General features: G+C 72.0%; 19 protein-coding genes and 2 pseudogenes. 15 read left to right on the top strand and 6 right to left on the bottom strand.

All coding sequences use genetic code 11. The features are described from left to right. The first annotated feature begins 23 nt into the window (after positions 1-23). The 3 genes from ACLQ3B_RS18905 to ACLQ3B_RS18895 are packed head-to-tail and all read left to right on the top strand — an operon-like array spanning position 24 to position 3,932. A complete protein-coding gene (locus ACLQ3B_RS18905; RefSeq protein ID WP_425782041.1) occupies positions 24-1,484 on the top strand; it encodes a magnesium chelatase in 1,461 nt (486 codons plus the stop codon). Between the two features lie 2 nt (positions 1,485-1,486). Further along, the gene (locus ACLQ3B_RS18900; RefSeq protein ID WP_425782040.1) at positions 1,487-3,439 is read left to right on the top strand and encodes a vWA domain-containing protein; all 1,953 of its coding nucleotides are present in this window, start codon (positions 1,487-1,489) and stop codon (positions 3,437-3,439) included. Between the two features lie 28 nt (positions 3,440-3,467). Next, positions 3,468-3,932 carry a hypothetical protein gene (locus ACLQ3B_RS18895; protein ID WP_425782039.1) on the top strand — a complete coding sequence of 155 codons (465 nt, stop codon included), beginning with the start codon at positions 3,468-3,470 and terminating at the stop codon, positions 3,930-3,932. Between the two features lie 126 nt (positions 3,933-4,058). On the opposite strand, the gene ACLQ3B_RS18890 is transcribed toward ACLQ3B_RS18895, so the two are convergent. Further along, positions 4,059-5,066, bottom strand: coding sequence for a GlxA family transcriptional regulator (locus ACLQ3B_RS18890; RefSeq protein WP_425782038.1), 1,008 nt, complete (start codon positions 5,064-5,066; stop codon positions 4,059-4,061). 52 nt (positions 5,067-5,118) lie between these two features. Between ACLQ3B_RS18890 and ACLQ3B_RS18885 the strand changes: the two genes are divergently transcribed. Further along, positions 5,119-6,423, top strand: coding sequence for an MFS transporter (locus tag ACLQ3B_RS18885; RefSeq protein ID WP_425782037.1), 1,305 nt, complete (start codon positions 5,119-5,121; stop codon positions 6,421-6,423). Positions 6,424-6,448: 25 nt separating this feature from the next. Here ACLQ3B_RS18885 and ACLQ3B_RS18880 read toward each other — a convergent pair whose 3' ends face one another. Beyond that, positions 6,449-6,919: an aminoacyl-tRNA deacylase gene (locus ACLQ3B_RS18880; RefSeq protein WP_425782036.1), complete on the bottom strand. Its 471-nt coding sequence runs from the start codon at positions 6,917-6,919 to the stop codon at positions 6,449-6,451. 93 nt (positions 6,920-7,012) lie between these two features. Between ACLQ3B_RS18880 and ACLQ3B_RS18875 the strand changes: the two genes are divergently transcribed. The 4 genes from ACLQ3B_RS18875 to ACLQ3B_RS18860 all read left to right on the top strand — a co-directional run bounded on the left by ACLQ3B_RS18875 (position 7,013) and on the right by ACLQ3B_RS18860 (position 11,270). After that, positions 7,013-8,410, top strand: coding sequence for an FAD-binding oxidoreductase (locus ACLQ3B_RS18875; protein WP_425782035.1), 1,398 nt, complete (start codon positions 7,013-7,015; stop codon positions 8,408-8,410). Beyond that, positions 8,407-9,750: a class I SAM-dependent methyltransferase gene (locus tag ACLQ3B_RS18870; protein ID WP_425782034.1), complete on the top strand. Its 1,344-nt coding sequence runs from the start codon at positions 8,407-8,409 to the stop codon at positions 9,748-9,750. The genes ACLQ3B_RS18875 and ACLQ3B_RS18870 overlap by 4 nt, the downstream gene beginning before the upstream one ends. A 100-nt stretch (positions 9,751-9,850) precedes the next feature. Continuing rightward, positions 9,851-10,408, top strand: coding sequence for a winged helix-turn-helix domain-containing protein (locus ACLQ3B_RS18865; protein ID WP_238666556.1), 558 nt, complete (start codon positions 9,851-9,853; stop codon positions 10,406-10,408). Further along, entirely contained in the window at positions 10,401-11,270 is an 870-nt protein-coding gene (locus tag ACLQ3B_RS18860; protein WP_425782033.1) for an SRPBCC family protein, read from the top strand. The genes ACLQ3B_RS18865 and ACLQ3B_RS18860 overlap by 8 nt, the downstream gene beginning before the upstream one ends. 128 nt (positions 11,271-11,398) lie before the next feature. Here ACLQ3B_RS18860 and ACLQ3B_RS18855 read toward each other — a convergent pair whose 3' ends face one another. Together ACLQ3B_RS18855 and ACLQ3B_RS18850 are read right to left on the bottom strand one after the other, a co-directional pair. Then, a complete protein-coding gene (locus tag ACLQ3B_RS18855) occupies positions 11,399-11,716 on the bottom strand; it encodes a helix-turn-helix domain-containing protein (protein WP_196928203.1) in 318 nt (105 codons plus the stop codon). Continuing rightward, a pseudogene (locus ACLQ3B_RS18850) lies at positions 11,713-11,940 on the bottom strand (type II toxin-antitoxin system RelE/ParE family toxin); the annotation flags it as partial. The gene ACLQ3B_RS18855 and the pseudogene ACLQ3B_RS18850, both read right to left, overlap by 4 nt. Positions 11,941-12,445: 505 nt before the next feature. Between ACLQ3B_RS18850 and ACLQ3B_RS18845 the strand changes: the two are divergent. The 3 genes and pseudogenes from ACLQ3B_RS18845 (at position 12,446) to ACLQ3B_RS18835 (ending at position 15,656) form a co-directional block, all read left to right on the top strand. Beyond that, positions 12,446-14,701 (top strand): putative bifunctional diguanylate cyclase/phosphodiesterase, encoded by a 2,256-nt coding sequence (locus tag ACLQ3B_RS18845; protein WP_425782032.1) that lies wholly within the window; start codon positions 12,446-12,448, stop codon positions 14,699-14,701. A 29-nt stretch (positions 14,702-14,730) separates the two neighbouring features. Further along, positions 14,731-14,832 (top strand): annotated as a pseudogene (locus ACLQ3B_RS18840) (MerR family transcriptional regulator); the annotation flags it as partial. Positions 14,833-14,885: 53 nt separating this feature from the next. Continuing rightward, positions 14,886-15,656, top strand: a complete 771-nt coding sequence (locus tag ACLQ3B_RS18835; protein ID WP_425782031.1) for a hypothetical protein — start codon at positions 14,886-14,888, stop codon at positions 15,654-15,656. Positions 15,657-15,663: 7 nt separating this feature from the next. On the opposite strand, the gene ACLQ3B_RS18830 is transcribed toward ACLQ3B_RS18835, so the two are convergent. Further along, entirely contained in the window at positions 15,664-16,914 is a 1,251-nt protein-coding gene (locus ACLQ3B_RS18830) for a serine hydrolase (protein ID WP_425782030.1), read from the bottom strand. A gap of 222 nt (positions 16,915-17,136) precedes the next feature. Between ACLQ3B_RS18830 and ACLQ3B_RS18825 the strand changes: the two genes are divergently transcribed. Then, complete coding sequence (locus ACLQ3B_RS18825) at positions 17,137-17,421, top strand: putative quinol monooxygenase (protein WP_425782029.1); 285 nt, start codon at positions 17,137-17,139, stop codon at positions 17,419-17,421. 22 nt (positions 17,422-17,443) lie between these two features. Here ACLQ3B_RS18825 and ACLQ3B_RS18820 read toward each other — a convergent pair whose 3' ends face one another. After that, the gene (locus tag ACLQ3B_RS18820) at positions 17,444-18,985 is read right to left on the bottom strand and encodes a gluconokinase (protein WP_425782028.1); all 1,542 of its coding nucleotides are present in this window, start codon (positions 18,983-18,985) and stop codon (positions 17,444-17,446) included. Between the two features lie 170 nt (positions 18,986-19,155). Here ACLQ3B_RS18820 and ACLQ3B_RS18815 point away from each other — a divergent pair, with 170 nt between their 5' ends. From ACLQ3B_RS18815 to ACLQ3B_RS18805, 3 genes are read left to right on the top strand one after another with little or no spacing between them, the layout of a single operon-like run. Beyond that, complete coding sequence (locus ACLQ3B_RS18815) at positions 19,156-20,298, top strand: hypothetical protein (RefSeq protein ID WP_425782027.1); 1,143 nt, start codon at positions 19,156-19,158, stop codon at positions 20,296-20,298. A gap of 45 nt (positions 20,299-20,343) precedes the next feature. After that, on the top strand, positions 20,344-20,877 hold the full coding sequence (locus ACLQ3B_RS18810) for a WapI family immunity protein (protein WP_425782026.1): 534 nt from the start codon (positions 20,344-20,346) through the stop codon (positions 20,875-20,877). Between the two features lie 48 nt (positions 20,878-20,925). Continuing rightward, positions 20,926-22,200 carry an RNA polymerase sigma factor gene (locus ACLQ3B_RS18805; RefSeq protein ID WP_425782025.1) on the top strand — a complete coding sequence of 425 codons (1,275 nt, stop codon included), beginning with the start codon at positions 20,926-20,928 and terminating at the stop codon, positions 22,198-22,200. Positions 22,201-22,287 lie beyond the last annotated feature (87 nt).

The raw sequence follows: 22,287 nt of genomic DNA, 5'->3' as shown, positions 1-22,287 counted from the left end.
CACCCTCGCGAAGGTGAGCTAGCGTGGGTCGGGTGACTGCGCCTACCCCGGTAATCCCGGTTCCACCGGCCGACCTGCCCGGCACGCTCGGCGCGCTACGGGCGGCCGGTCACCAGTACCGCACCGTCAAGCAGGAACTCCGCGACAACCTCCTCGCCCGGATGCGCTCCGGCGAGACCCGTTTCCCCGGCATCGTCGGCTACGACGACACGGTGCTGCCCGAGGTCGAGCGGGCGCTGCTCGCCGGGCACGACATGGTGCTGCTCGGCGAGCGCGGCCAGGGCAAGACCAGGCTGATCCGCTCGCTGGGCGCGTTGCTCGACGAGTGGACCCCGGTTCTGCCCGGCTCGGTGCTCAACGAGCACCCGATGCACCCGCTCACCCCGGCGTCCCGCGCCCAGGTCGCCGAGGCCGGCGACGATCTGCCGATCGGCTGGCTGCACCGCTCCATGCGCTACGGCGAGAAGTTGGCCACCCCGGACACCAGCGTCGGCGACCTGATCGGTGACGTCGACCCGATCCGCATCGCCCAGGGTCGTACCCTCGGCGACCCGGAGACCATCCACTTCGGGTTGGTGCCGCGCACCAACCGGGGCATCTTCGCCGTCAACGAGCTGCCCGACCTGGCCGAGCGCATCCAGGTGGCGCTGCTCAACGTGCTGGAGGAGCGGGACATCCAGGTTCGCGGCTACCAGCTGCGCCTGCCACTGGACCTGCTCCTGGTGGCCAGCGCCAACCCGGAGGACTACACCAACCGGGGCCGGATCATCACCCCTCTGAAGGACCGGTTCGGCGCGGAGATCCGCACCCACTACCCGGTCGACCTGGAGTTGGAGCTGGCGCTCATCCGCCAGGAGGCCGACCTGGTCGCCGAGGTGCCCGAGCACGTGCTGGAGGTGCTGGCCCGCTTCGCCCGCGCCGTCCGGGAGTCGCCGTCGGTGGACCCGCGCTCCGGTGTCTCCGCCCGATTCGCCATCGCCGCCGCCGAGACGGTCGCCGGTGCCGCGCTGCGTCGCGCCGGCCTGCTCGCCGCCTCCGACAACCCGGAGGGACGTCCCGAGGCGGCCGTTGCCCGCGTCGGTGACGCGGTGTCGGTGACCAGCACGCTGCGCGGCAAGGTCGAGTTCGAGAGCGGCGAGGAGGGCCGGGAGACCGAGATCCTCGCGCACCTGCTGCGCACCGCGACCGCCGAGACGTTCCGGGCGCACCTCGCCGGGCTGGACCTGTCCGGGTTCACCGCCCTGGTCGAGGACGGCGCCGCGATCGAGACCGGCGAGTTGGTCAGCGCCACCGAGCTGCTACGCCAGGTCGGCACCGTGCCCGGGCTGGCGAAGGTGCTGGACCGGCTCGACCTGGGCGACGCGCCGACCTCGGAGGAGGCCGCCGCTGCCGTCGAGTTCGTGCTGGAAGGGCTGCACCTGACCCGCCGGCTCGGCAAGGACGTCACCGACTCGGGGCGCACCGTCTACGGCGGCCGGGGCTGACCGTGGCCGGCAACCGGTTCCGTTACGGGCAGTGGAACGGCGGGCCCGACCCGCTCGCACCCCCGTACGACGTGCGCGAGGCGGTGGACGCGGTCGGCGCCGAGGTGCTGGCCGGCGGCAGCCTGCGGGAGGCGCTGCGCGACCTGTTGCGCCGTGGCCCGCAGGGGCGGGGTGGCCTCGACGACCTGGCCGCCCGGGCCCGGCGGCTGCGCCGGGAGGCGATGCGCAGGGGTGACCTGGACGGCGCGGTGACCAGGGCCCAGGCCCTCCTCGACCAGGCCCTGGCCGCCGAGCGGGACGAACTGCGGGGTCGCGACGACGACGCCGCGCGGTTCGCCGAGTCGGTGCTTGACAATCTGCCCCGCTCGACCGCGCGGGCGGTGGAGGAGCTGTCCGGCTACCAATGGGCCAGCGATGACGCCCGCCGCTCGTACCAGCGGATCCTCGACCAGCTCCGCGACGACGTGCTCGGTCAGCGCTTCGCCGGACTGCGCGACGCGGTGCGCGCCTCCGCCGACCCGGCCGCCCAGCAGCGGCTGGCCGAGATGATGGGCGACCTGAACGACCTGTTGGCCCGGCACGGTCGCGCGGAGGACACCACCGACGCGTTCGCCGAGTTCATGCGCCGACACGGCGACTTCTTCCCGGAGAAGCCGGAGACCGTCGACGAGTTGATCGACGTGCTGGCCCGCCGGGCGGCGGCCGGCGAGCGGCTGATGAATTCGCTCTCCGACCGGCAACGCGCCGAGCTGGCCGGCCTCATGCAGCAGTCGCTCGGCGACCGCCTCGCGGGCGAGATGTCCGCGCTCGACGCGAACCTGCGGGCGCTGCGACCCGATCTGCGCTGGGGTCGGGGCGAGCGGGTCCGCGGCGACCAGCCGCTGGACTACGCCGACGCGGCCGGCGCGCTCGGTGAGATCGGCGAACTCGACGACCTGCTCGACCAGCTCGACCAGGAACACCCGGGGGCGACCCTCGACGACGTGGACGTCGACGCGGTGGCTCGCACGCTGGGCCGGGACGCGGCCGACGACGTGCGCCGGCTGCGCGATCTGGAGCGGGAGTTGCGCCGCCAGGGTTGGGTGAGCCGGGACGCGGAGGGGCTCACGTTGAGCCCGAAGGCGCTACGCCGGCTCGGTGGAACCGCGCTGCGGCGGGTCTTCTCCGAGCTGACGGCCGGGCCGCGCGGTCAGCACGACCTGCGCTCCGCCGGTGCGGCGGGCGAGGTCAGCGGCGCGTCCAGGCCCTGGCAGTACGGCGATGAGCAACCGTTGGACGTGGTCCGGACGCTGACCCGGGCGGTCAGCCGGGCCGGGCCGACGGTTCCCGTGCAGCTCGCGGTGGACGACTTCGAGGTGGTGGAGACCGAGAAGCGGGCCTCGGCCGCTGTGGTGCTCTGCGTCGACCTGTCGTACTCGATGATCTCGCAGGGTCGTTGGGGGCCGATGAAGCAGACGGCGCTGGCGCTGGCACACCTGATGGAGACGCGCTTCCCGCAGGACGCCCTGCAGATCGTGGGCTTCGGCCGGGAGGCGATGACGCTCACCCAGCAGGAGTTGGCGGCCGTGGAGCCGGACATGGAACAGGGCACCAACCTCCAGCACGCGCTGCGGTTGGCGGGCCGGCACCTGCGCCGACACCCGGACGCCGACCCGATCGTGCTGGTGGTCACCGACGGCGAGCCGACCGCCCACCTGGACCCGGACGACGGGGAGGCGCTGTTCCACTGGCCGCCGCTGCCGGAGACGATCGAGGCGACGGTCCGCGAGGTGGACCGGCTGAGCCGCTACGGTGCCACGCTCAACCTGTTCATGCTCGGCGACGACCCGGGCCTGCGGCGCTTCGTGGACGCGGTGGCCCGCCGCAGCCGGGGCCGCATGTTCACCCCGGACACCGACGACCTGGGCGAGTACGTGGTCAGCGACTATCTCCGCTCCCGCCAATCCCGCCGCTAACTCCCGTCGGGGCGGGTTGACTGGGGGGATGGAGAGCGGGGGATTGCGGCGGGCTTACGGTGCCCTGTTCGCGGAGGTCGACGCCGGCGGGTTCGGTCCGGCTCCGGAGGGGCAGCTCAGCGCCGAGCAGATCGTCGCGCATCTGGTCGCCAACGACGAGCTGATGATCCAGGCCACCGAGGCGTTGCTGGCCGGGTCGCCGTTCGCCTACTACGAGTTGGAAGAGGACATGCACCGCCCGCAGCTCGACGCGCTCGCCGCCGAGCAGGGCGGTCTGCGCGGTCTGACCGCGCTGCTGCACGGCACCAGCGACCGGCTGTGCGGGCTGGTCGACCAGCTCGGCCTGGCTGCCGAGACCCCGGTCGCGACGCACCTCCGCGAGGGCTTCGACCTCGTCGTCGACGAGCCACTGCCCTGGTCCCGCACCCTGGACCTGCACACCCGGGTGCACCTGCCCAAGCACCAGTCCCAACTGCACGTCCTCCGGTGCTGAGCGACGCCGATCGGCCGGTCGGCGTCGCAGGTCTTGCCCAATTGAGCGTGATGTCCGTGAGTCATCACGATGACCCCCAGACATCACGCTCACACCAGCGCTGCCCACCCCGCCCCAGGGGGCGGGTCAGGTTTCGATTAGCTCGGGGCGGGGGTGGAAGGTGCGGCGGTAGGTGGAGGGCGCCACGCCGATGCGTTGGTGGAGTTGCTGGCGTAGGGCGGCGGTGGTGCCGAAACCCGAGCGGTGGGCGATCTGGTCGACGCTGAGGTCGGTCGTCTCCAGCAGCAGCCTCGCGTGGTCGGTGCGCTGTTGCAGCAGCCACTGGGCCGGGCTCAGGCCGGTCTCCGAACGGAAGCGCCGGGTGAAGGTGCGCACGCTCATCCGCGCCTGTTCGGCCAGGTCGCGAAGCGCGATCGGCTCGTGCAGCCGCTGCCGTGCCCACTCCCGTGCGCCCGCCGTGCTGGTGTCGGTCGCCTTCGGCACCGGCTGCTCGATGTACTGCGCCTGGCCGCCGTCGCGCCACGGTGGCATCACACAGCGGCGGGCCGCCCGGTTGGCCACCTCGCTGCCGTGGTCGAGGCGGATGACGTGCAGGCAGAGGTCGATGCCGGCGGCGACTCCGGCCGAGGTGAGCACCCGGTCGTCGGCGATGAAGAGCACGTCCGGGTCGAGGTGCACCCGGCCGTGCAGGTGGCGGAACCGCTCGGCGTACGCCCAGTGGGTGGTCGCCCGCCGCCCGTCGAGGAGCCCGGCGGCCGCGAGCACGAACGCCCCGGTGCAGATCGACATGATTCGGGCACCCCGCTCGTACGCCGCGCGCAGCGCCTCGATCACCTCCGGCTCGACGGTGCCCGAGGTCAACGTGGAGCTGTCGTGGATGCCCGGGACGATCACCGTGTCGGCGGTGTCGAGCAGTTCGAGACCATGGTCGGTGAGCACCTGGAAGCCGCCGGTGCTGTGCACCGGCTGCGCGCCCGGGGTGCACACCCGGACGTCGTAGAAGGGTGTCCCGTCGGCGGCCCGAGCGGTGCCGAAGACCTGCGCCGGGGTGCCGAGGTCGAGGCCGACCACCTGGTGCAGGGCGAGTACGGCGATTCGGTGCGGGCGAGCGCTCATGGCCCGATTATTGCGCATGATGGCTTTCCGGCCACTCGTCGAGGTGAGCGGCCGACCCCAGACTTGTTCCGTGACCAAGAGCCGCCGTCTTCATCCCGCCTGGCTGGTCGCCGCCGTCGCCTTCGTGGCGTTGGTCGGCGCGGCCGGCTTCCGCGCCACTCCGTCGGTGCTACTGCACCCGCTACACGAGGAGTTCGGCTGGCCCCTGGCCACGATCTCCGCTGCCGTCTCGGTCAACCTGCTGCTCTACGGGCTCACCGCGCCGTTCGCCGCCGCCCTGATGGACCGGTTCGGCATCCGCCGCGTGGTCTCGGTGGCGCTGTTGCTGGTCGCCGCGGGCAGCGGGTTGACGATCTTCATGACCGCCAGTTGGCAGCTCCTGCTCTGCTGGGGCGTGCTTGTGGGGTTGGGCACCGGCTCGATGGCGCTGGCGTTCGTGGCCACCGTCACCGGACGCTGGTTCGTCCACCGTCGGGGCCTGGTCACCGGAGTGCTGACCGCCGGCGGCGCGGCCGGACAACTGGTGTTCCTGCCGCTGATCGCCATCCTGGTGCGCGACCACGGCTGGCGTACCGCCGCGCTTGTCGTGGCCGCGGCGGCGCTGGCGGTCGTACCCCTTGTGGTGTGGTTGCTGCGCGAGCACCCGGCGGATCTCGGCCTGCCCGCCTACGGGGCGACCGAGGTCGTCGCGGCGCAGCCGCCTACCGGCGGCGCGGCGACCCGGGCGCTCGGCGCGCTGGCCACCGCGGCCCGGACCCGGCCGTTCTGGCTGCTGGCCGGAGGGTTCGCGATCTGCGGGGCGACCACGAACGGCCTGGTCGGTACGCACTTCGTGCCGGCCGCGCACGACCACGGCATGGCCCAGACCACCGCGGCCGGGCTGCTCGCCCTGGTGGGGTTCTTCGACATCGTCGGCACGATCGCCTCCGGCTGGCTCACCGACCGGGTGGACAGCCGATTGCTGCTCGGCGCGTACTACGCGCTGCGGGGACTGTCCCTGTTGGTGCTGCCGAGCCTGTTCTCCGGGACGGCCGAGCCGAGCATGCTGGTGTTCATCGTCTTCTACGGCCTGGACTGGGTGGCCACCGTGCCGCCGACCGTGGCGCTGTGCCGGGAGTACTTCGGTGGCGCCGGGGCTGTGGTGTTCGGCTGGGTGTTCGCCGCGCACCAGCTCGGCGCGGCGGTCGCCGCCACCGGCGCGGGGCTGGTCCGGGATCGGCTGGGCGACTACGCGATGGCCTGGTACGTGGCGGGTGCGCTGTCGATCGGCGCCGCCGGGCTGTCGTTGCTGCTGCGCAGGCGACCGGGCCGGCCGGTGCCGGAGGCCGTGCTGGGCGCCGCGACCGCGCCCCGGGCGTGGAGCTTCCGGGGCTGAACCGCGACGCGGCGGCCGGCGAGGCTCAGCGGGTGGGCTGCGGGTCGGTGACGTCGGCCACTGTGGCGCCGAGGGCGGCGATCGCGGCGTCGGCGGCGATCGCGATGGCGAGACCACGCTCGCCGGCCCCCAGTGTGATCTCCCGGCCGCGCAGTCGCTCGTCGGCGACCACCGGCCAGGCGGTGCTCGCGCCGAACGGGGTGATGGTGCCACGTTCGTAGCCGGTGGCGGCCAGGGCGCCCGCCGCGTCCGGCATGGAGAGCCGGTGCACCCCGAGCAGGGCGCGCAGCTTGGGCCAGGAGATGACCCGGTCGCCGGGGGTGAGCACGAACAGGTGATCGGCTTCACTTCGGCGGACCACGATCGTCTTGACCACGTCGGGGACGGCCACGCCCTGGGCCGCGGCGGCCTCCGCGAGACTACCGACCGCACCGTGGCTGACCAGCCGATACGGCAGTTGGGCGGCGTCCAGGGCGACGATCGCTGGCGATGGCATGCCCGCCACGGTAGCCGTCGGGCCTGCCACCGGACGGGAAACCGCCGACGCCGACATCCCACGGTTTCCGAACGGCGAGCGTAAGGTGATCACATGCGCGCTGAGCGTGTGGATCATCCGATTGACCATGATCAAGCGGTGGACACGCTGCGGCGGTCGTACGCCGCGGTGCCCACGGGCGAGCCTGTCCGGCTGGCCAAACGCACCTCCAACCTGTTCCGCCCCCGGTCCGCTCCCCGGACTCCGGGGCTCGACGTGAGTGGCCTGAACGGCGTGCTGTCGGTCGACCCGGCCGGCCGCACCGCCGACGTGCAGGGCATGTGCACCTACGAGGACCTGGTCGACGCGACGCTGCCGCACGGGCTGATGCCGTTGGTGGTGCCGCAGTTGCGCACCATCACGCTGGGCGGCGCGGTGACCGGCCTCGGGATCGAGTCGACCTCGTTCCGCAACGGCCTGCCGCACGAGTCGGTCCGGGAGTTGGACGTGCTCACCGGCTCCGGCGAGATCGTCACCGCCCGACCCGACGGCGAGCACGCCGACCTGTTCACCGCGTTCCCCAACTCGCTGGGCAGCCTCGGCTACGCCACCCGGCTGCGCATCGAGCTGCAACCGGTCGGCCGGTACGTCTCGTTGCGCAACGTGCGGTTCACCCAACTGGAGGCGCTGACCGACGCGATCGCGGAGGTGAGCGCGACCCGATCCTGGGCCGGCGAGCCGGTGGACGCGATGGACGGGGTGATGTTCAGCCCCGGCGAGTCGTACCTGGTGCTCGCCACGTTCACCGACGTGGCCGACCCGCCCAGCGACTACACCGGCCAGGCGATCTACTACCGGTCACTGCGCCAGCGCACCCGCGACGTGCTCACCGCGTACGACTATCTGTGGCGCTGGGACACCGACTGGTTCTGGTGCTCGGCGGCGTTCGGCGCGCAGCACCCGGTGGTGCGCAGGCTCTGGCCGGCGCGTTACCGACGCAGCGACTTCTACCACCGACTGGTCCGCCTTGAGCACCGCCACCAGGTGGCGGCCCGGATCGACAGGCTGCGCGGGCAACCCGCCCGGGAGCGGGTCGTGCAGGACGTGGAGATCCCGCTGGGCCAGACGGCTGACTTCCTGCGCTGGTTCGCCGGCGCGGTGGGGATGAACCCGGTGTGGCTGTGCCCGTTGCGACTGCGTGAGCCGGCAGGGTCCGGTTCGGCGCGGTCCTGGCCGCTGTATCCGCTCCGGCCGGGGCTGGACTACGTCAACATTGGGTTCTGGGGGAGCGTGCCGATCGCGCCGGGCGCCGCCGACGGCGACGTCAACCGCACGATCGAACGCAGGGTGTCGGAGGCGGGCGGCCACAAGTCGCTCTACTCCGACGCGTACTACGACCGGGACGCCTTCGATCGCCTCTACGGCGGCGACACGTGGCGCGCGGTGAAAGACCGCTACGACCCGGACCACCGGCTGACGGGACTGTACGAAAAGGCGGTAGCACGAGCATGAGCCTGACCGACAGAGATCAGGGGGCGGCGAGCGTCCCCGCCACCCCACCGGCGGGGGGCCGGCACACGGGTCCGACCGTCGCGGATGTCGTCCGCGCGGTCACCGCGGGGCCGTTGCCGGTGCGGATCACCGGGTACGACGGCAGCGCCGTCGGCCCGTCCGACGCCGGCATCACCCTGGCGATCCGTTCCGAGCGGGGGCTGTCGTACCTGCTCACCGCGCCCGGCGACCTGGGCATGGCCCGGGCGTACGTCAGTGGTGACCTGGCGTTGCAGGGCGTGCACCCGGGTGACCCGTACGAGGCGTTGCGGGTGCTCAAGGACGAGCTGCGGTTGCGCCCACCGTCGCTGGCCGAGGGGCTGGCGCTGGTCCGTGGGCTGGGCTGGGAGCGGCTGATGCCGCCGCCGGCGCCGCCGCAGGAGGCGCAGCCCCGCTGGAAGCGGGTGATGAACGGGCTGCGGCACTCGCGGGTGCGGGACGGCGCGGCCATCTCGCACCACTACGACGTCTCCAACGCCTTCTACGAGAAGGTGCTCGGCCCGTCGATGACGTACACCTGCGCGGTTTTCCGGTCTCCGGACGACACCCTGGAGCAGGCCCAGGCGGCGAAGTACGACCTGGTCGCCGGCAAGCTGGCGCTCAAGAAGGGGATGCGGCTGCTGGATGTCGGCTGTGGTTGGGGTGGCATGGTGCGCCACGCCGCCCGCGAGTACGGCGTCAAGGCGCTCGGGGTGACCCTGTCGAAGGCGCAGGCGCAGTGGGCGCAGGCGGCGATCGAGCGGGAGGGGTTGACCGAGCTGGCGGAGGTGCGGCACCTGGACTACCGGGACGCGCCGGCCGAGCAGTTCGACGCCATCTCCTCGATCGGGTTGACCGAGCACATCGGGGTGCGCAACTACCCGGCCTACTTCGGGTCGCTGCGCAGTCGACTGCGGCAGGGCGGGCGGTTGCTCAACCACTGCATCACCCGCGCGGACAACCGGGCGCCGCACCGCTCCGGCGCGTTCATCGACAGGTACGTCTTCCCGGACGGTGAGTTGGCCGGTCCGGGCCGGTTGGTCAGCGAGGTGCACGACGCCGGGTTCGAGGTGCACCACGAGGAGAACCTGCGCCAGCACTACGCGCTGACGCTGGCCGCCTGGTGCCGCAACCTGGTCGAGCACTGGGACTTCTGCGTCTCGGAGGTGGGCGCGGGCACCGCCCGGGTGTGGGGGCTCTACATGGCCGGGTCGCGGATGGCGTTCGAACGTAACGGCATCCAGCTGCACCAGGTGTTGGCCACCCACAACGGCCCGAACGGTGTGAGCGGCTATCCGTTGCGACCGGACTGGTTGCCCTGACCACCTGCTGACCGTTGCCTGAAGCCGCGCCGAGAAAGTCGGCGCGGCTTCTCGCGAAGCGATTGACAAATAAGTTTTGTACGTACAAACTGATTTTGCCATGAGAGACGTCCTGTACCTGGAGCAGATCGAGCAGGCCGAAGTCCTGCTCAAGCCGCAGCGCGTCGAGGTGCTGCGGCAACTGGCCGAGCCGCGCACCTGCACCGAGGTCGCGGCCCGACTCGACCAGACGCCACAACGCGTCTACTACCACGTCAAGCAGCTCGTCGCGGCCGGCCTCGTCGAGCTGGTCAACGAACGCAAGGTCCGCGGCATCACCGAAGGCATCTACCAGGCCGCCGCCCGGTCCTACTGGCTCTCGCCGCGACTCGTCGGCCGAATCGGCCTGCGCCGGGCCCGTGACGAGCTGAGCCTGGGCTACCTGCTCGACCTGATGGAGGAGGTGCAGGCCGACATCGCCGGCCTGGACCGGGCCGCACCCGAGCTGCCCTCGATCGGGGTCTCCGGCGAGATCCGCGTGCCCGCAGAGCTTCGCCAGCAGTTCCTGCACGACCTGCAAACCGCACTTCAGGACCTGTTCACCCGCTACGGCGGCAGCGAAGGCGATGCCTTCAAGCTGGCCGTCGCCTGCTATCCGAAAGGGAACGACAATGAGTGAGCCGATGAAGGTCCAGGCCCGTCTCTCCGCGCCGGTCGGGCGCGTCCGCCAGGCCCTGACCGACCCGGCCGAGCTGCGTCTCTGGCTGGCCGAGCACGCCGAGGTCGAGCTGCCCCAGCGGTACGAGTTCTGGGGCCGCTACACGCCCGAGGGCGACGTCCCGCACCAGCGGCTGCTGCACGCCGACGACGACACGCTGCGCTTCAGCTGGCTGCTCGACGGGGTGGAGACCACCACCGAGTTCCAGTTGGCCGCCGAGGGCACCGACAGCACCATGCTGACGCTGACCCAGACCCACTTCGACTTCGCCGAGGCGATGAGCGGCTCCAGCATCCGGGGCGTGCTCCAGACGTTCTGGGCGCTGTCCATCGCCAACCTGGCCGGCCACGTGGAGGGCAAGCCACTGCTGCCCCGCACCGACTTCACCTCCGCCGACCTGCGCGGTGAGTTGGTCATCGCCGCCCCCGCCGACAAGGTGTGGGAGTCCCTGACCGACTCCAAGCAGGCCAGCGCCTGGTTCGGCTACCCGATCGGCATCGAGCCCTGGGTCGGCGGCCGATACGCCATGGGCGGCTTCGAGACCGGTTACGCCGCCAAGGTCGTCGACCTGGAGCCCGGTCGCCGGATGTCCGTCGACTGGGGACCGACCGGCGTGACGAGCTGGGAGCTGGCCGAGTCCGGTGGCCGGACGACGCTGACCTTCGTGCAGAGCGGCTTCGACGAGGCCAACCCGCCGTACGGCGCCTGGAGTGGGTCGGTTGCCGGGCTGTTCGAGCTGCGCCGCTTCCACGAGGTGCCGGACTGGCAGCCGATCTGGATCTCCGAGGAGATCCCCGGCCTGGAGCCCGCGCCGGCCAGCTGACGGTCTCGCCCTGACCGCGCTCGCCCTTGATCGTGTCGCCTTGATCGTGCTCGATCAGGGATGTAGTGGCCTCGTTCATCCCGGAGGCCACTACATCCCGGATCGAGCACTATCTCGTGTCAGGATCCTTACGCGATGGCGGCGATGTCACCGTCGTCGAAGTAGATGGCTTGGTGGAGCCGGCCGCCGAGGGCGGCGGCGTATCGGGCCACCACATCCTGACCGGAGATCCTGCCCTGCTCGATCTGGGACACCCGCCCCTTGGTCACGCCCATCCGCTCAGCGATCTGCTGCTGGGTGAAGCCGCGAGAGCGTCGTACCTCCGCGAGGCGGTGCCCGACTACCTGCGCGAGCAGCTCTTCCTTACCCGCTTCGACAGCCGCCTCGCCACCAGCACGCTGCACGTATTCCGCTCGGATGTCCGTCCACCGCACGTGACCGCTCACTGGTGTCCCCCCTCCTGCTGTGCACGTTCCTTCAAGTAAAGCTCGTACCGTTGCTCGGCGAGCGGGATGGCCTGTTGATACCAGCTCGTCCATTGGCCCGCCTTGTCGCCGGCGACCAGCAGAATGCTCGCGCGCCAGGGGTCGAAGACAAAAAGGATGCGGACCGTGCCGGGACGCAGCTCCTTCAAGTTGGCAATCGACGAACCTCTGATTGTGTCGACCAGATCCGGTGGCCGACGGCGATGGTTGGTGATCCGCTGGCGGGATCTGGTGACTTTTCGCGGTCGAGTGGGTACTGGCGGGCGATGTTCTTCATCTCCCTCATTCCGATCCGCACCCGGTACGCACAGCAGTGCACGTTCTGCGCGGCGGAGTACGAGATCTCCAAGTCCGACGCCGAGCGTCTCCCGGTCGGCTGATCTGACGATGGAACGTTTCCTCTGCTGGCTGATCGGCCGACCAACGCCGCCGGTCGACGTGGCCGTGCACACAGTCGCTCGCCCGCCCTGCACCCCCGGCCGGCGCAGACGCCGCCGCGCACGCCGTCCGCTGGCCGGCACCGCTCTGCCCCGTTCACCCTGGAACCGATCGGCCGGCCGGTGACCCGGGGGCGGGGGCGGCGTGCACGTTCGGCTCTGGTGGCGTTTCTGAGCGCTGGTTAGGCTTTCGGGGTTTGCCGTGGACCGGTCCTGCCGAGGGTGCACGCACGACGAAAGAGCCGGAGCGACCGTGTCCCGACAGGACGGAAAGCAGGCTGCGGGGGCGCTCAACCCCGCTGGTGCCTTCGTCGCGGCTGCGGTCATCCTGCTGGAGGCCGGCTGGCTGGTCGCCGCGTTGCCCGGCGCCGCGCTGGTCAGTGACATCGGCGCGATGCTGGTCGCCGGCTGGGCAACGCTCGCGTGCGTCGGGGTGGCCCGTCGGCATCCGGCGCCGCTGCGCCGGTTCTGGACGCTGCTCGCCGTCACCATGGCGCTCGCGGCGATCGGCCGGGCGATCTGGACGGTGCAGCGGCTCGTCGGCGGTGACCTGCCGCACACGCCGGTGGTCGGGGTGGTCTTCACCGCCGGCATTCTGACCGGCACGGCCGCGCTGCTCAGCTCGCCGTCGGCGCCGCGGACCGCGGTTGGGCGGGCCCGTACGTTGCTGGACGGGGTGATCGTCGCCCTGGCCCTGGTGCCGATCGGTTGGGTGCTGGTCTTCCGTGGGGTCGCCGCCGCCGAGCTGGCCGACCCGGCGCGCACGTTGGGGCTGCTCTTCCCAATGTTCGACCTGATGCAGCTCACCATCCTGGTCGCGGTGTCCGGCCCGGCCCGGCCGATGTGGCGGCCGATGAGCATGCTCGCGGCGAGCCTCACCCTGCGGGTCGTCGCCGACGTCGTCTACGTGTCGCTTGTCGCCCGCGCCGACTACGCCGCCGGTCACCCGATCGACCTGTGCTGGCCGTTGAGTTACCTGCTGATCGGGCTGGCCACCCGCAATCCGCCGCCACCGGACTGTGACGGCACCGACGACACCGCCGAGTCTCCGCTGCCGCCATGGTGGCGGGTGGCGCTGCCGTACCTGCCGGTGGGTGGGGCGATCATCGCGGTGGTGTTGGCGCGGCGGCCCACCGGGCAGACCCCACAGCTGGTGTTCGTGACCATGATGGTGTTGCTGGCGGCCCTCGCCGTCCGCCAGGGGTTGGCCGCCAACGAGAACCTCCGGTTGGTGGTCCGGCTGCGTCGGCTCGCGTACGGCGATCAGCTCACCGGGCTGCCCAACCGGCTGTTGTTCAACCGGCGGCTGCGCCTGGCCCTGCGCGACGGGCGACCGGTGGCCGTGCTGCTGCTCGACCTGGACGGTTTCAAGCAGGTCAACGACCGGTTCGGGCACGCCACAGGTGACACCCTGCTGACTGGGCTCGCGGCCCGGATGCACGCTGCCGTCGACGGCGACGGCACCATCGCCCGGCTCGGCGGTGACGAGTTCGCGGTGCTTGTCGACGGTGAACGGCCGGTGTCACCCGAACGGCTCGCCGAGCGGCTGCTGGACGCGTTGCGGCCCTCCGACGACGAGGAGGACGTCGGGGTGCACCCGTCGGCGAGCATCGGTATCGCCGAGTACGGCCCGCAGCACGCCTCCCACACCGACCTGCTGCGCGACGCCGACATCGCGATGTACGCGGCCAAGGCGGCCGGGAAGTCCGCGTACCGGACGTGTACGCCTGTGTTGCGCGAGTCGGCCGTCTCCCGCGCCGAGCTGATCGCCGACCTGCGGCGGGCGGTCGACGAGGACCAGCTGCACCTGGAGTTCCAACCCATCGTCGACCTGGCCACCGGCGCGGTACGCAGCGCCGAGGCGCTGGTGCGGTGGCGGCACCCCCGGCTGGGGATGTTGCCGCCGTCGAAGTTCCTGCCGTTGGCCGAGGAGACCGGGCTGATCCTGCCGATCGACCGTTGGGTGATCCACGAGGCGTGCCGGGCCGCCGCGACCTGGCGGGGCCGGGTGCCGGACGCGACAGTCGCGGTGAACATCGCCGCGGCGCACCTGCGTCGGCCGGACCTGATCGCCACGGTCACCGCGGCCACCAGCGCCGCCGGCCTGGCGCCGCGGGCGTTGACCCTGGAGCTGACCGAGTCGGCGCTGATCGAGGGCACCGAGGCGGTGCTGGAGCGGCTGCACCAACTCCGGGAGCTGGGCATCAAGATCGCGATCGACGACTTCGGCACCGGCTACTCGTCGCTGAGCTACCTGCACCGCATCCCGGCCACCGAGCTGAAGATCGACAGGTCGTTCGTGGCCCGACTGGGCACCGACGACCGGGCGTACGCCACGGTGGAGATGGTCACCCGCCTGGCCGGCGCGTTCGACCTGGCGGTGGTCGCCGAGGGGGTGGAGACCGAGCGCCAGCACGAGGCGGTCACCGCGATCGGCTGCCCCCGCGGCCAGGGCTATCTGTACGGGCGGCCGGACGCCCCCGCCATGGTGGGCCAGAATCGGAGTTGACCCTCACGTAGCGGCAGGCGGGAGCCTGCATCGGTCGCTGGTTCTACGAGTGCACGTACGAGGGGCACACCGGGTTGGCCGACGTGTACCTGAACGAGGCGATCCACGCCAACGCGATCAGCCGGGCGTGACGCGGTGTGGTCCGGCTAGTCTGGCCGGACCGCACCGCCCGGGGGAGATGACCGTGCCGAATCCGAAGCTGATCGCCGCTGTCGCCGTGCTCGTGGTGGCGGTCGGTGCCGGGGCGTGGGCGCTGGTCGCCGCCGGCGACGACGAGCCGGACGCGGGTCGCCCGGCGGCGTCGGCGAGTGCCGACCCGGTCGGTGTGCTGAAGGCCGCCGCCGGGAAGGCCGACGAGCAGCCGTACAAGCTGACTGTCGGCACCGGCGGCACGGACGGGGACGCCACTGTGCTGCTCTGGGACCCGAGGGCGAAGTGCGGTCTGGAGACCACGTCGCTGAAGGTGCCCACAGGTGTGGTGAAGATCGAGCGGTTGACCACCGGGCCGGACGTGTACGTGCGGGTCACCGCCCCGGACCGTCGCGTGCCGGTGTGGGACGGCAAGACCTGGTGGCACGTCGGCGCCCCGGGTGCCCCGGCGGCGAAGCAGGGCCTGGACAACACCCGGCTGGCCAGCACGCTGGGCACGCCGGCGGGGGTCCGGCAGACCGCCGAGCGGGAGTACGCGGGCACGCTGGACCTGCGCCAGAGCGGCGCGGTGCTGGGCAGCGGTGTCGGTGGCGTGCTCGGTGACCGGGCCGGCGCGGTGCCGTTCACCGCGGCCGTCGACGAGCAGGGGCGGTTGGTCCGCTACCGCATCGAGTTGGCCAGTGAGCAGTCGCAGACCGCCCAGCTCGACCTGACGTACTCGGACTTCGGGCTGTCGGTGTCGGCGGACCCGCCGGCGGCCGACCTGGTCGGCGAGGACCCGCCGGCGAACATTCCCGGCGCCTGACGTCGGTTCACTCCTCGACCGCCCCGCCGACCGGGGTGACCAGGAAGTCGTAGACGGTGCGGGCCATCCGCCGGACCGTCTCGTCGCCGGTGGCCATGGGTCCGGCGGTGAGGAACGCGACGGCGGTCTCGGTGCCGGGGATCAGGTAGTAGCCGACGTCGTGTGAGGCGTCCGGCAGGTCACCGGTCTTGTGGGCCACCGGCACGCCGGGTGGCAACGCCGCCGGGATCTTCGTGTTCAGGGTCTGTTCCCGCATGAAGCCGATCATCAGGTCGCGGGAGGCGGGGGTGAGGATCTCGCCGTCCCAGACCGCGCCCAACAGCGACACCACGTCGTCCGGGCTTGTGTAGTTCTCCTCGCCGCGTTGCGCGGCCGCGCTGTCGAGCATCCGGCGGGCCAGGATGGTGGAGCGTTGGTTCATCGAGTCGATAAGCGCATTGACCGGGGCGAACCCACCCAGGTAGGTGATCAGCACGTTCGCTGCCACGTTGTCGCTGTACTTGATCAGGTACTGGGCGAGCCGGTGCAGGGTGACCACCTGCGGGAACGTCTCGAACTGCAGTTGACCGGTGCCGCCGACCACGTCGTCCGGGGTGACCAGCACCCCGTCGTCGAGGGCTACCTGTCCACAGTCGACTCGACGCAGCAGCTCGACGAGGATCCACAGTTTGATGACGCTTGCCGCCTTGGGGCGCAGCGATCCGTTGACGGCGATCTGCTGGTCGCCGTAGCGGCCGGACAGGTCGCGGACGGTGACCCCGGCCGGGTTGAGGCTCGCGTCGGCGACCACCCGGGCCAGTTGCCCGCTGAGGGGGAACAGTTGGGCCCCGGCGTCCGGGTCGGTGGGCGGCTGCGGGCTGGTGACCACCACGCCGGTCAGCGTCGTCGGCGGGCGGTGCCGTTGGATCACCTCCAGCGTGCCCTCGCTGCGCCCGACCAGCGGCACCCGGTAGCGGTAGGCCGTGCCGCCGACGACGACCGCCCCGCTGGCCACCCCGGCGGCGACCCGCATGGTCGGGTCGGCGACCCGACCGGTGTCGCCGTCGCAGGCGCGGTAGCGCACGGTGTGCCCGAGCGAGTCCACCGCGAAGGCTCCGCCGGGAAACGACAGCCAGGACACCTCGCTTGTCGGCGGGCGTTCCGGCGTCGGGTCCACCCCGGGCTCGTGGCTCTCCGCGGCGGGCTCGCGTCCCGGGCCGTCCGCGGTGGCCGGCCCGGTCGTCGCGAGCACCGCGAGCGCGACCGCCGCCGACAGCACCTTCAGGGGTACGCGGGCAGAGTTTCCCAGCAGGGAAGATGAGCGCCTCTTGTCGCTTTTTCTCACGTTTGCACGATATGAAGCGCTGGTGGCGCGTGAGGCCGGCGGGACCGGTGTCACCCGTCTGGGCGGCGATGTCCCGACGAGCGTGATGACGCAGAGACATCACGATGACTCACAGGCATCATGCTCACCAGTAACCTCGACTCCTGGAGGTCCACAATGTTGATCATCGCAGGCAGCTTGCGTGTCGAACCGGAAACCCGCGACGCCTACCTGTCCGGCTGCGGCCCGGTCATCGCGCAGGCCCGCGCGACCGCCGGCTGCCTCGACTTCCTGCTGGCGGCCGACCCGTTGGAGCCCGGCCGGATCCACGTCTACGAACGCTGGGAGTCCGCAGAGCAGTTGGCCGCGTTCCGTGGCTCCGGGCCGGACGACGTGCAGGAAGCGGCCATCCTCGACGCCGACGTGCAGCGCTACCTGATCGCCGGCGTCGAGGCGCCCTGAGGCAACGGCGAGCCGGCACCGCTCAGGTCGGTGGTAGAGGGCCGGTGGGCAGGCCGGGCGCCATCCGTCGGATCGAGGCGAAGGTGGGCGTGAGGGCGTCGTACAGCTCGGCGAAGAGCGGCAGCAGCGACGCGTAGGTGGCGGCGGCGGCCGGGTCGGGGCGGACCGTCTCCTCGATCCGCACCAGGTCGGCGGCGACGTCGATGCTGGAGATCAACCCGAGGGCCTCCATGCCGAGCAGCGCCGCCCCGAAGCTCGACCCCTCGTGCGCGGCCGGGAAGCTGACCGGCAGGCCGAGCACGTCGGCGAGCATCTGCCGCCACAGGCCGCTGCGGGCGAAGCCGCCACCGGCCCGAACCTCGCGGACCTCGTTGCCGGCCGCGCGCACCGAGCTGAGCACCAGCGCCAACTGTTGGCAGACACCCTCCAGCGCGGCCCGCACCAGATGCTCGCGGCGGTGCGCGTGCGTCAACCCCACGTACGCGCCACGCGGCAGGGCGCTCCAGTGTGGCGCCCGTTCGCTGTGCAGGTACGGCAGCATGATGAGCCCGCCCGAGCCGACCGGCGCGTGGGCCGCCAGGGCGACCAGGTCCTCCTCGGAGTGCTCGCCCAGATCCGGGGCGAGCGCCGCGCCGGCCCACTTGAGCACGATGCCGCCGTTGTTGATCGCGCCACCGACCGCCCAGCGCTGCTCGGTCAGCGCGTAGCAGAACACCCCGCCGAGCGGGTCCACGACAGGCCGCTCGACCATCACCCGCATCGCGCCGCTGGTGCCGATCGAGCAGGCCACCATGCCGGGGTGCACCGCGCCCAGGCCCAGGTTCGCCAGCGGCCCGTCACCCGCGCCGACCACCACCGGGGTCCGCTCCGGCAGGCCGGTCTCGGCTGCGCTCTGCGGGGTGAGGTGGGGCAGCACGGCGGTGGTGGCGACCAACTGCGGGAGCTGTTCCTCGGTGATGCCGGCGATGCCCAGCGCCTCGCCGTCCCACTCCAGCGTGTGGATGTCGAGCAGGCCGGTGGCCGAGGCGATCGAGTGGTCGATGACGAGCGTGCCGCAGAGCCGCAGCAGCACCCATTCCTTGATGCCCACCCAGTGCGCCACCCGCTCGAAGAGTTTCGGCTCCTGCTCGGCGAACCAGAGCAACTTGGGCAGCGGCGACATCGGGTGCATCGGCGTGCCGGTACGCCGGTGCAGGGCCAGCCCCGACGGCACCGCCCGCAGCCGCTCGGCCTGCCGGGTGGACCGCGAGTCGGCCCAGGTCACCGACGGGGTGATCGGATTGCCGTCCCGGTCCAACCCGATCAGGCTGTGCATGGCGGAGCCGAACGACAGCCCGGCCACCGGCTGGACCAGCTCGGCCACGACCATGCTTATCGACTTGAGCACCGCTTCGAGGATGAGCTGCGGCTCCTGCTCGGCGTAGCCGGGTTGCGGGTTGTTCAGCGGGTAGCCGACCAGGTGGCTGCCGAGCTGCCGCCCTTCGGTGTCGTACGCGACGGCCTTGGTGCTCGTGGTGCCGATGTCGACCCCGATCACGACCCCGGGCAGCGTGACGTGCGGCACGACCGTCACCTCCCTCGGAGAACATGAACCGACGCAACAGTATCGCCCTATCGTGTAGGTTGCTCCGCCGATCGGCCACTTCGCCCGTTTCCGCGTGTCCGGCCGCCGCGCCGCGCCTGTTAACCGTGTGACACCCCCAGATTGGTGGCCTACGCGGCGAAGGAGTCGGCGTGGCAAAGACTGAATCGACGGGTTCCACTTGGCGGTACCGGTGGGCGCACCGGCAGAACGTGCGGCGGGTCAGCACGTACCGCGGCGCGGAGGCGGCGTGGCGGCGACGCGACGACGAGTTACGGCGGCTGCGCGCCCTGGCCGCCGACTTCCAGGGCTCGGCGGCCGCCGGCAGCGGTCTGGCGCTGGAGTTGGCCGCCGACGAGGTGGTGCTCTGGGCACTGCCCGCGGCACAACTGGTCGAGGTGCGGCACACCACGGTGCTGCCCGCGCCGGACCTCACGGTCGCCCCGCGAACCGGGCCGCTGCGCCCGCGCCGCCCGGACGGCGTACGCGTCACCGACGCCGGCATGGCCGTGATCACCAGCCGTCGACTCGTGCTGCTCGGCGGGCGGGGCCGACGCGACTGGGCGTACGGCCGAATGACCGGCCTGGCCCACGACCCGGCGGCGCCGGTCACCCTGATCCAGGTGCTGGACCGGCGGCGGACCTCCGGGTTGCTGCTGCCCACCGACGCGGCGCCGGACTTCCGGTTCAAGCTCACGCTGGCCTTCGCCGACGCGATCGAACAGCGCCCCGCGGTGCTCGCCCAACTCGACGAGCTGATCGCCGAGCACGCCCAGCTCAAGCCGTTCCGGCCGGCCGTGAACACCCCGGCGCAGGCCCGGTTCTCCGCGCGGGTGCCGGGTGGTCGGCGGACCATCGCGGTGGCGGCGGCCCTCGCGCTGCTGGTGCCGGCGGCGCTTATCGAGTCGGACCCGTCCGACCCGACCGGTGGCGCGGAGGTCGCCGCCGCAGCCACCCCGGCGCCCACCGCCAGCGTGGCGCCGCCGCGGATCGGCCCGGCGCTTGCCCTGAAACCCCCGCCGCCGAAGCCGACGAAGTCACCACGCCCCTCGCCCAGCGCGACCCAGGGCCCGCGCTGCGGGGCACCGGAGAACCCCCTGGGGTACGACTTCTGCGGCGGCACGCGGATCCGCAAGCCGGCCGCCGAGGTGTGCGACTGGTTCGACTGCGTACCGCAGTTCTGGGCCGGACGCGGCTACCTCGTGCAGTGCCGCGACGGCTCGGTCAGCCTGGCCGGCGGCGGGTCCAAGGCCTGCGCCAACCACAAGGGTGTGCGGCGGACCATCACCAAGTGACCGATTCGGGGTTAAAAGTCCGCTTTGCTCGGCCAGAATGATCGAGTGGAGATCCGGTCTGACGATGGCGCTCGGGTGCGGGTACGCCCCGTCGGCTACCAGCCCGGCATCGACCCGTTCGACGACCCCGACGGGGCCACGACCGGCTGGCACGACTGGCTGCTCATCGAGGTGGACGCCCGCACCGCCGACGGTCAGACCTGGTCACACCACTACCCGAGCCTCATGGTCGAGGAGGCCCGCGCCCTCGGCGGCTGGCTGCACGGGCAGGCCACCGCCGCCCTCGGGCTCAGCGCGCCGCCGGCGATGGTCCGCTTCACCGAACCCAACCTGGCCCTGCGCAGCCGGGTGCTGCGCCGCCGCCGGCTGGAGCTGATCGTGGAGTTCTCCGCCGAGTCGCTGCCACCGTGGATGCGCCGCCCGTCCACGGCGATCTACCCGCTGATCCTCACCGTCTCCGCGGACGCCCTGGCCACCGCCGCCGAGCACTGGGCCGAGCACTGCGAGGCGTACCCGCCGCGTACCCAGTCGCGGTTCCCGACCCACGGCCCGCAGCCGTACCGGCGGCAGGCCGGCTGACGCGGCCTTCCTTGTCCCAACGGGACCGGCCTGCTGTGATGGGCGGTCATGGGGGACGAGCGGGTGCGTCGCACGGTCGAGGCGGTCTGGCGGATCGAGGCCGGGCGGGTGATCGCCGCGCTGGCCGGCCTGGTTCGTGACGTCGGCTGGGCCGAGGAGTTGGCCCAGGACGCTGTGGTGGCTGCCCTGGAACAGTGGCCGCGCGACGGCGTGCCGGCCAACCCGGGCGCCTGGCTGACCACCGTCGGCAAGCGGCGGGCAATCGACGCGTTGCGCCGCCGACACCTGCTGGAACGCCGGGTCGTCGACCTCGGGCGCGACCTCGGCGACGAGCAGTTCACCCCCGACTTCGACGCCGCCTTCGAGGAGAGGATCGACGACGACCTGCTACGGCTGGTCTTCACCGCCTGCCACCCGGTGTTGTCGCCGCAAGCACGGGCAGCACTGGCCCTGCGCATGCTCGGCGGTCTGAAGACCGAGGAGATTGCCCGAGCCTTCCTGGTGCCCGAGACGACAGTCGCGCAGCGGATCACCAGGGCCAAGAAGACCCTCGCCGAGGCGAAGGTGCCGTTTGAGGTGCCCAGCGCGGCCGAGCGCGGCGAACGGCTCGCCTCCGTGTTGGAGGTCATCTACCTGATCTTCAACGAGGGCTACTCGGCGACCGCCGGAGACGACTGGATGCGCCCGGCGCTCTGCGCGGACGCGCTGCGGCTGGCCCGCCTCCTGCAGGAGTTGATGCCCGAGGAACCTGAGGTGCACGGGCTGGCGGCGCTGCTGGAGATCCAGGCGTCGCGGACCGCCGCCCGCGTCGATGCCAACGGCGAGCCAATCCTGCTGCTGGAGCAGGACCGGGGCCGTTGGGACCGGCTGCTGATCCGGCGCGGCCTCGCCGCCCTGGACCGGGCCCAAGCGGCGGACGGCCCACCGGGCCCGTACACCCTCCAGGCGGAGATCGCGGCCTGCCACGCCCGCGCGGCCGACCCGCAGGAGACGGACTGGGCGCGGATCGCCGCCGGCTACGCGGAGCTGGCCCGGGTCGTACCGTCGCCGGTCGTGGAGCTGAACCGGGCCGTCGCGGTCTCCTTCGCCGACGGCCCGGCCGCCGGCCTGGATCTGGCCCGGGCGCTGGCCGACGAGCCGGCGCTGGCCGGCTACCACCTGCTGCCCAGCGTGCTCGGCGACCTGTTGGCCAAGCTGGGTCGCTACGACGAGGCGCGCGCCGAGTTCGACCGGGCAGCCCAGCTCACCGGCAACGAGCGCGAGCGCGCGCTGTTGCTCGCCCGCGCCGCCGACTGCGCCCGAGGCGTCGGGCCGACCCGCTGAAAAAATCTCCGGCCGTCATGTCGTATCCCGCGCCGGCCGCTCGACGCGTCAGTGACAAGCCGGCTCGCGCCGGCGCGCGGGACCGGC

The organism is Micromonospora sp. DT53, from assembly GCF_049841535.1.
Classification (GTDB): Bacteria; Actinomycetota; Actinomycetes; order Mycobacteriales; family Micromonosporaceae; genus Micromonospora.
This window is presented reverse-complemented; position numbering and strand designations above follow the sequence as displayed.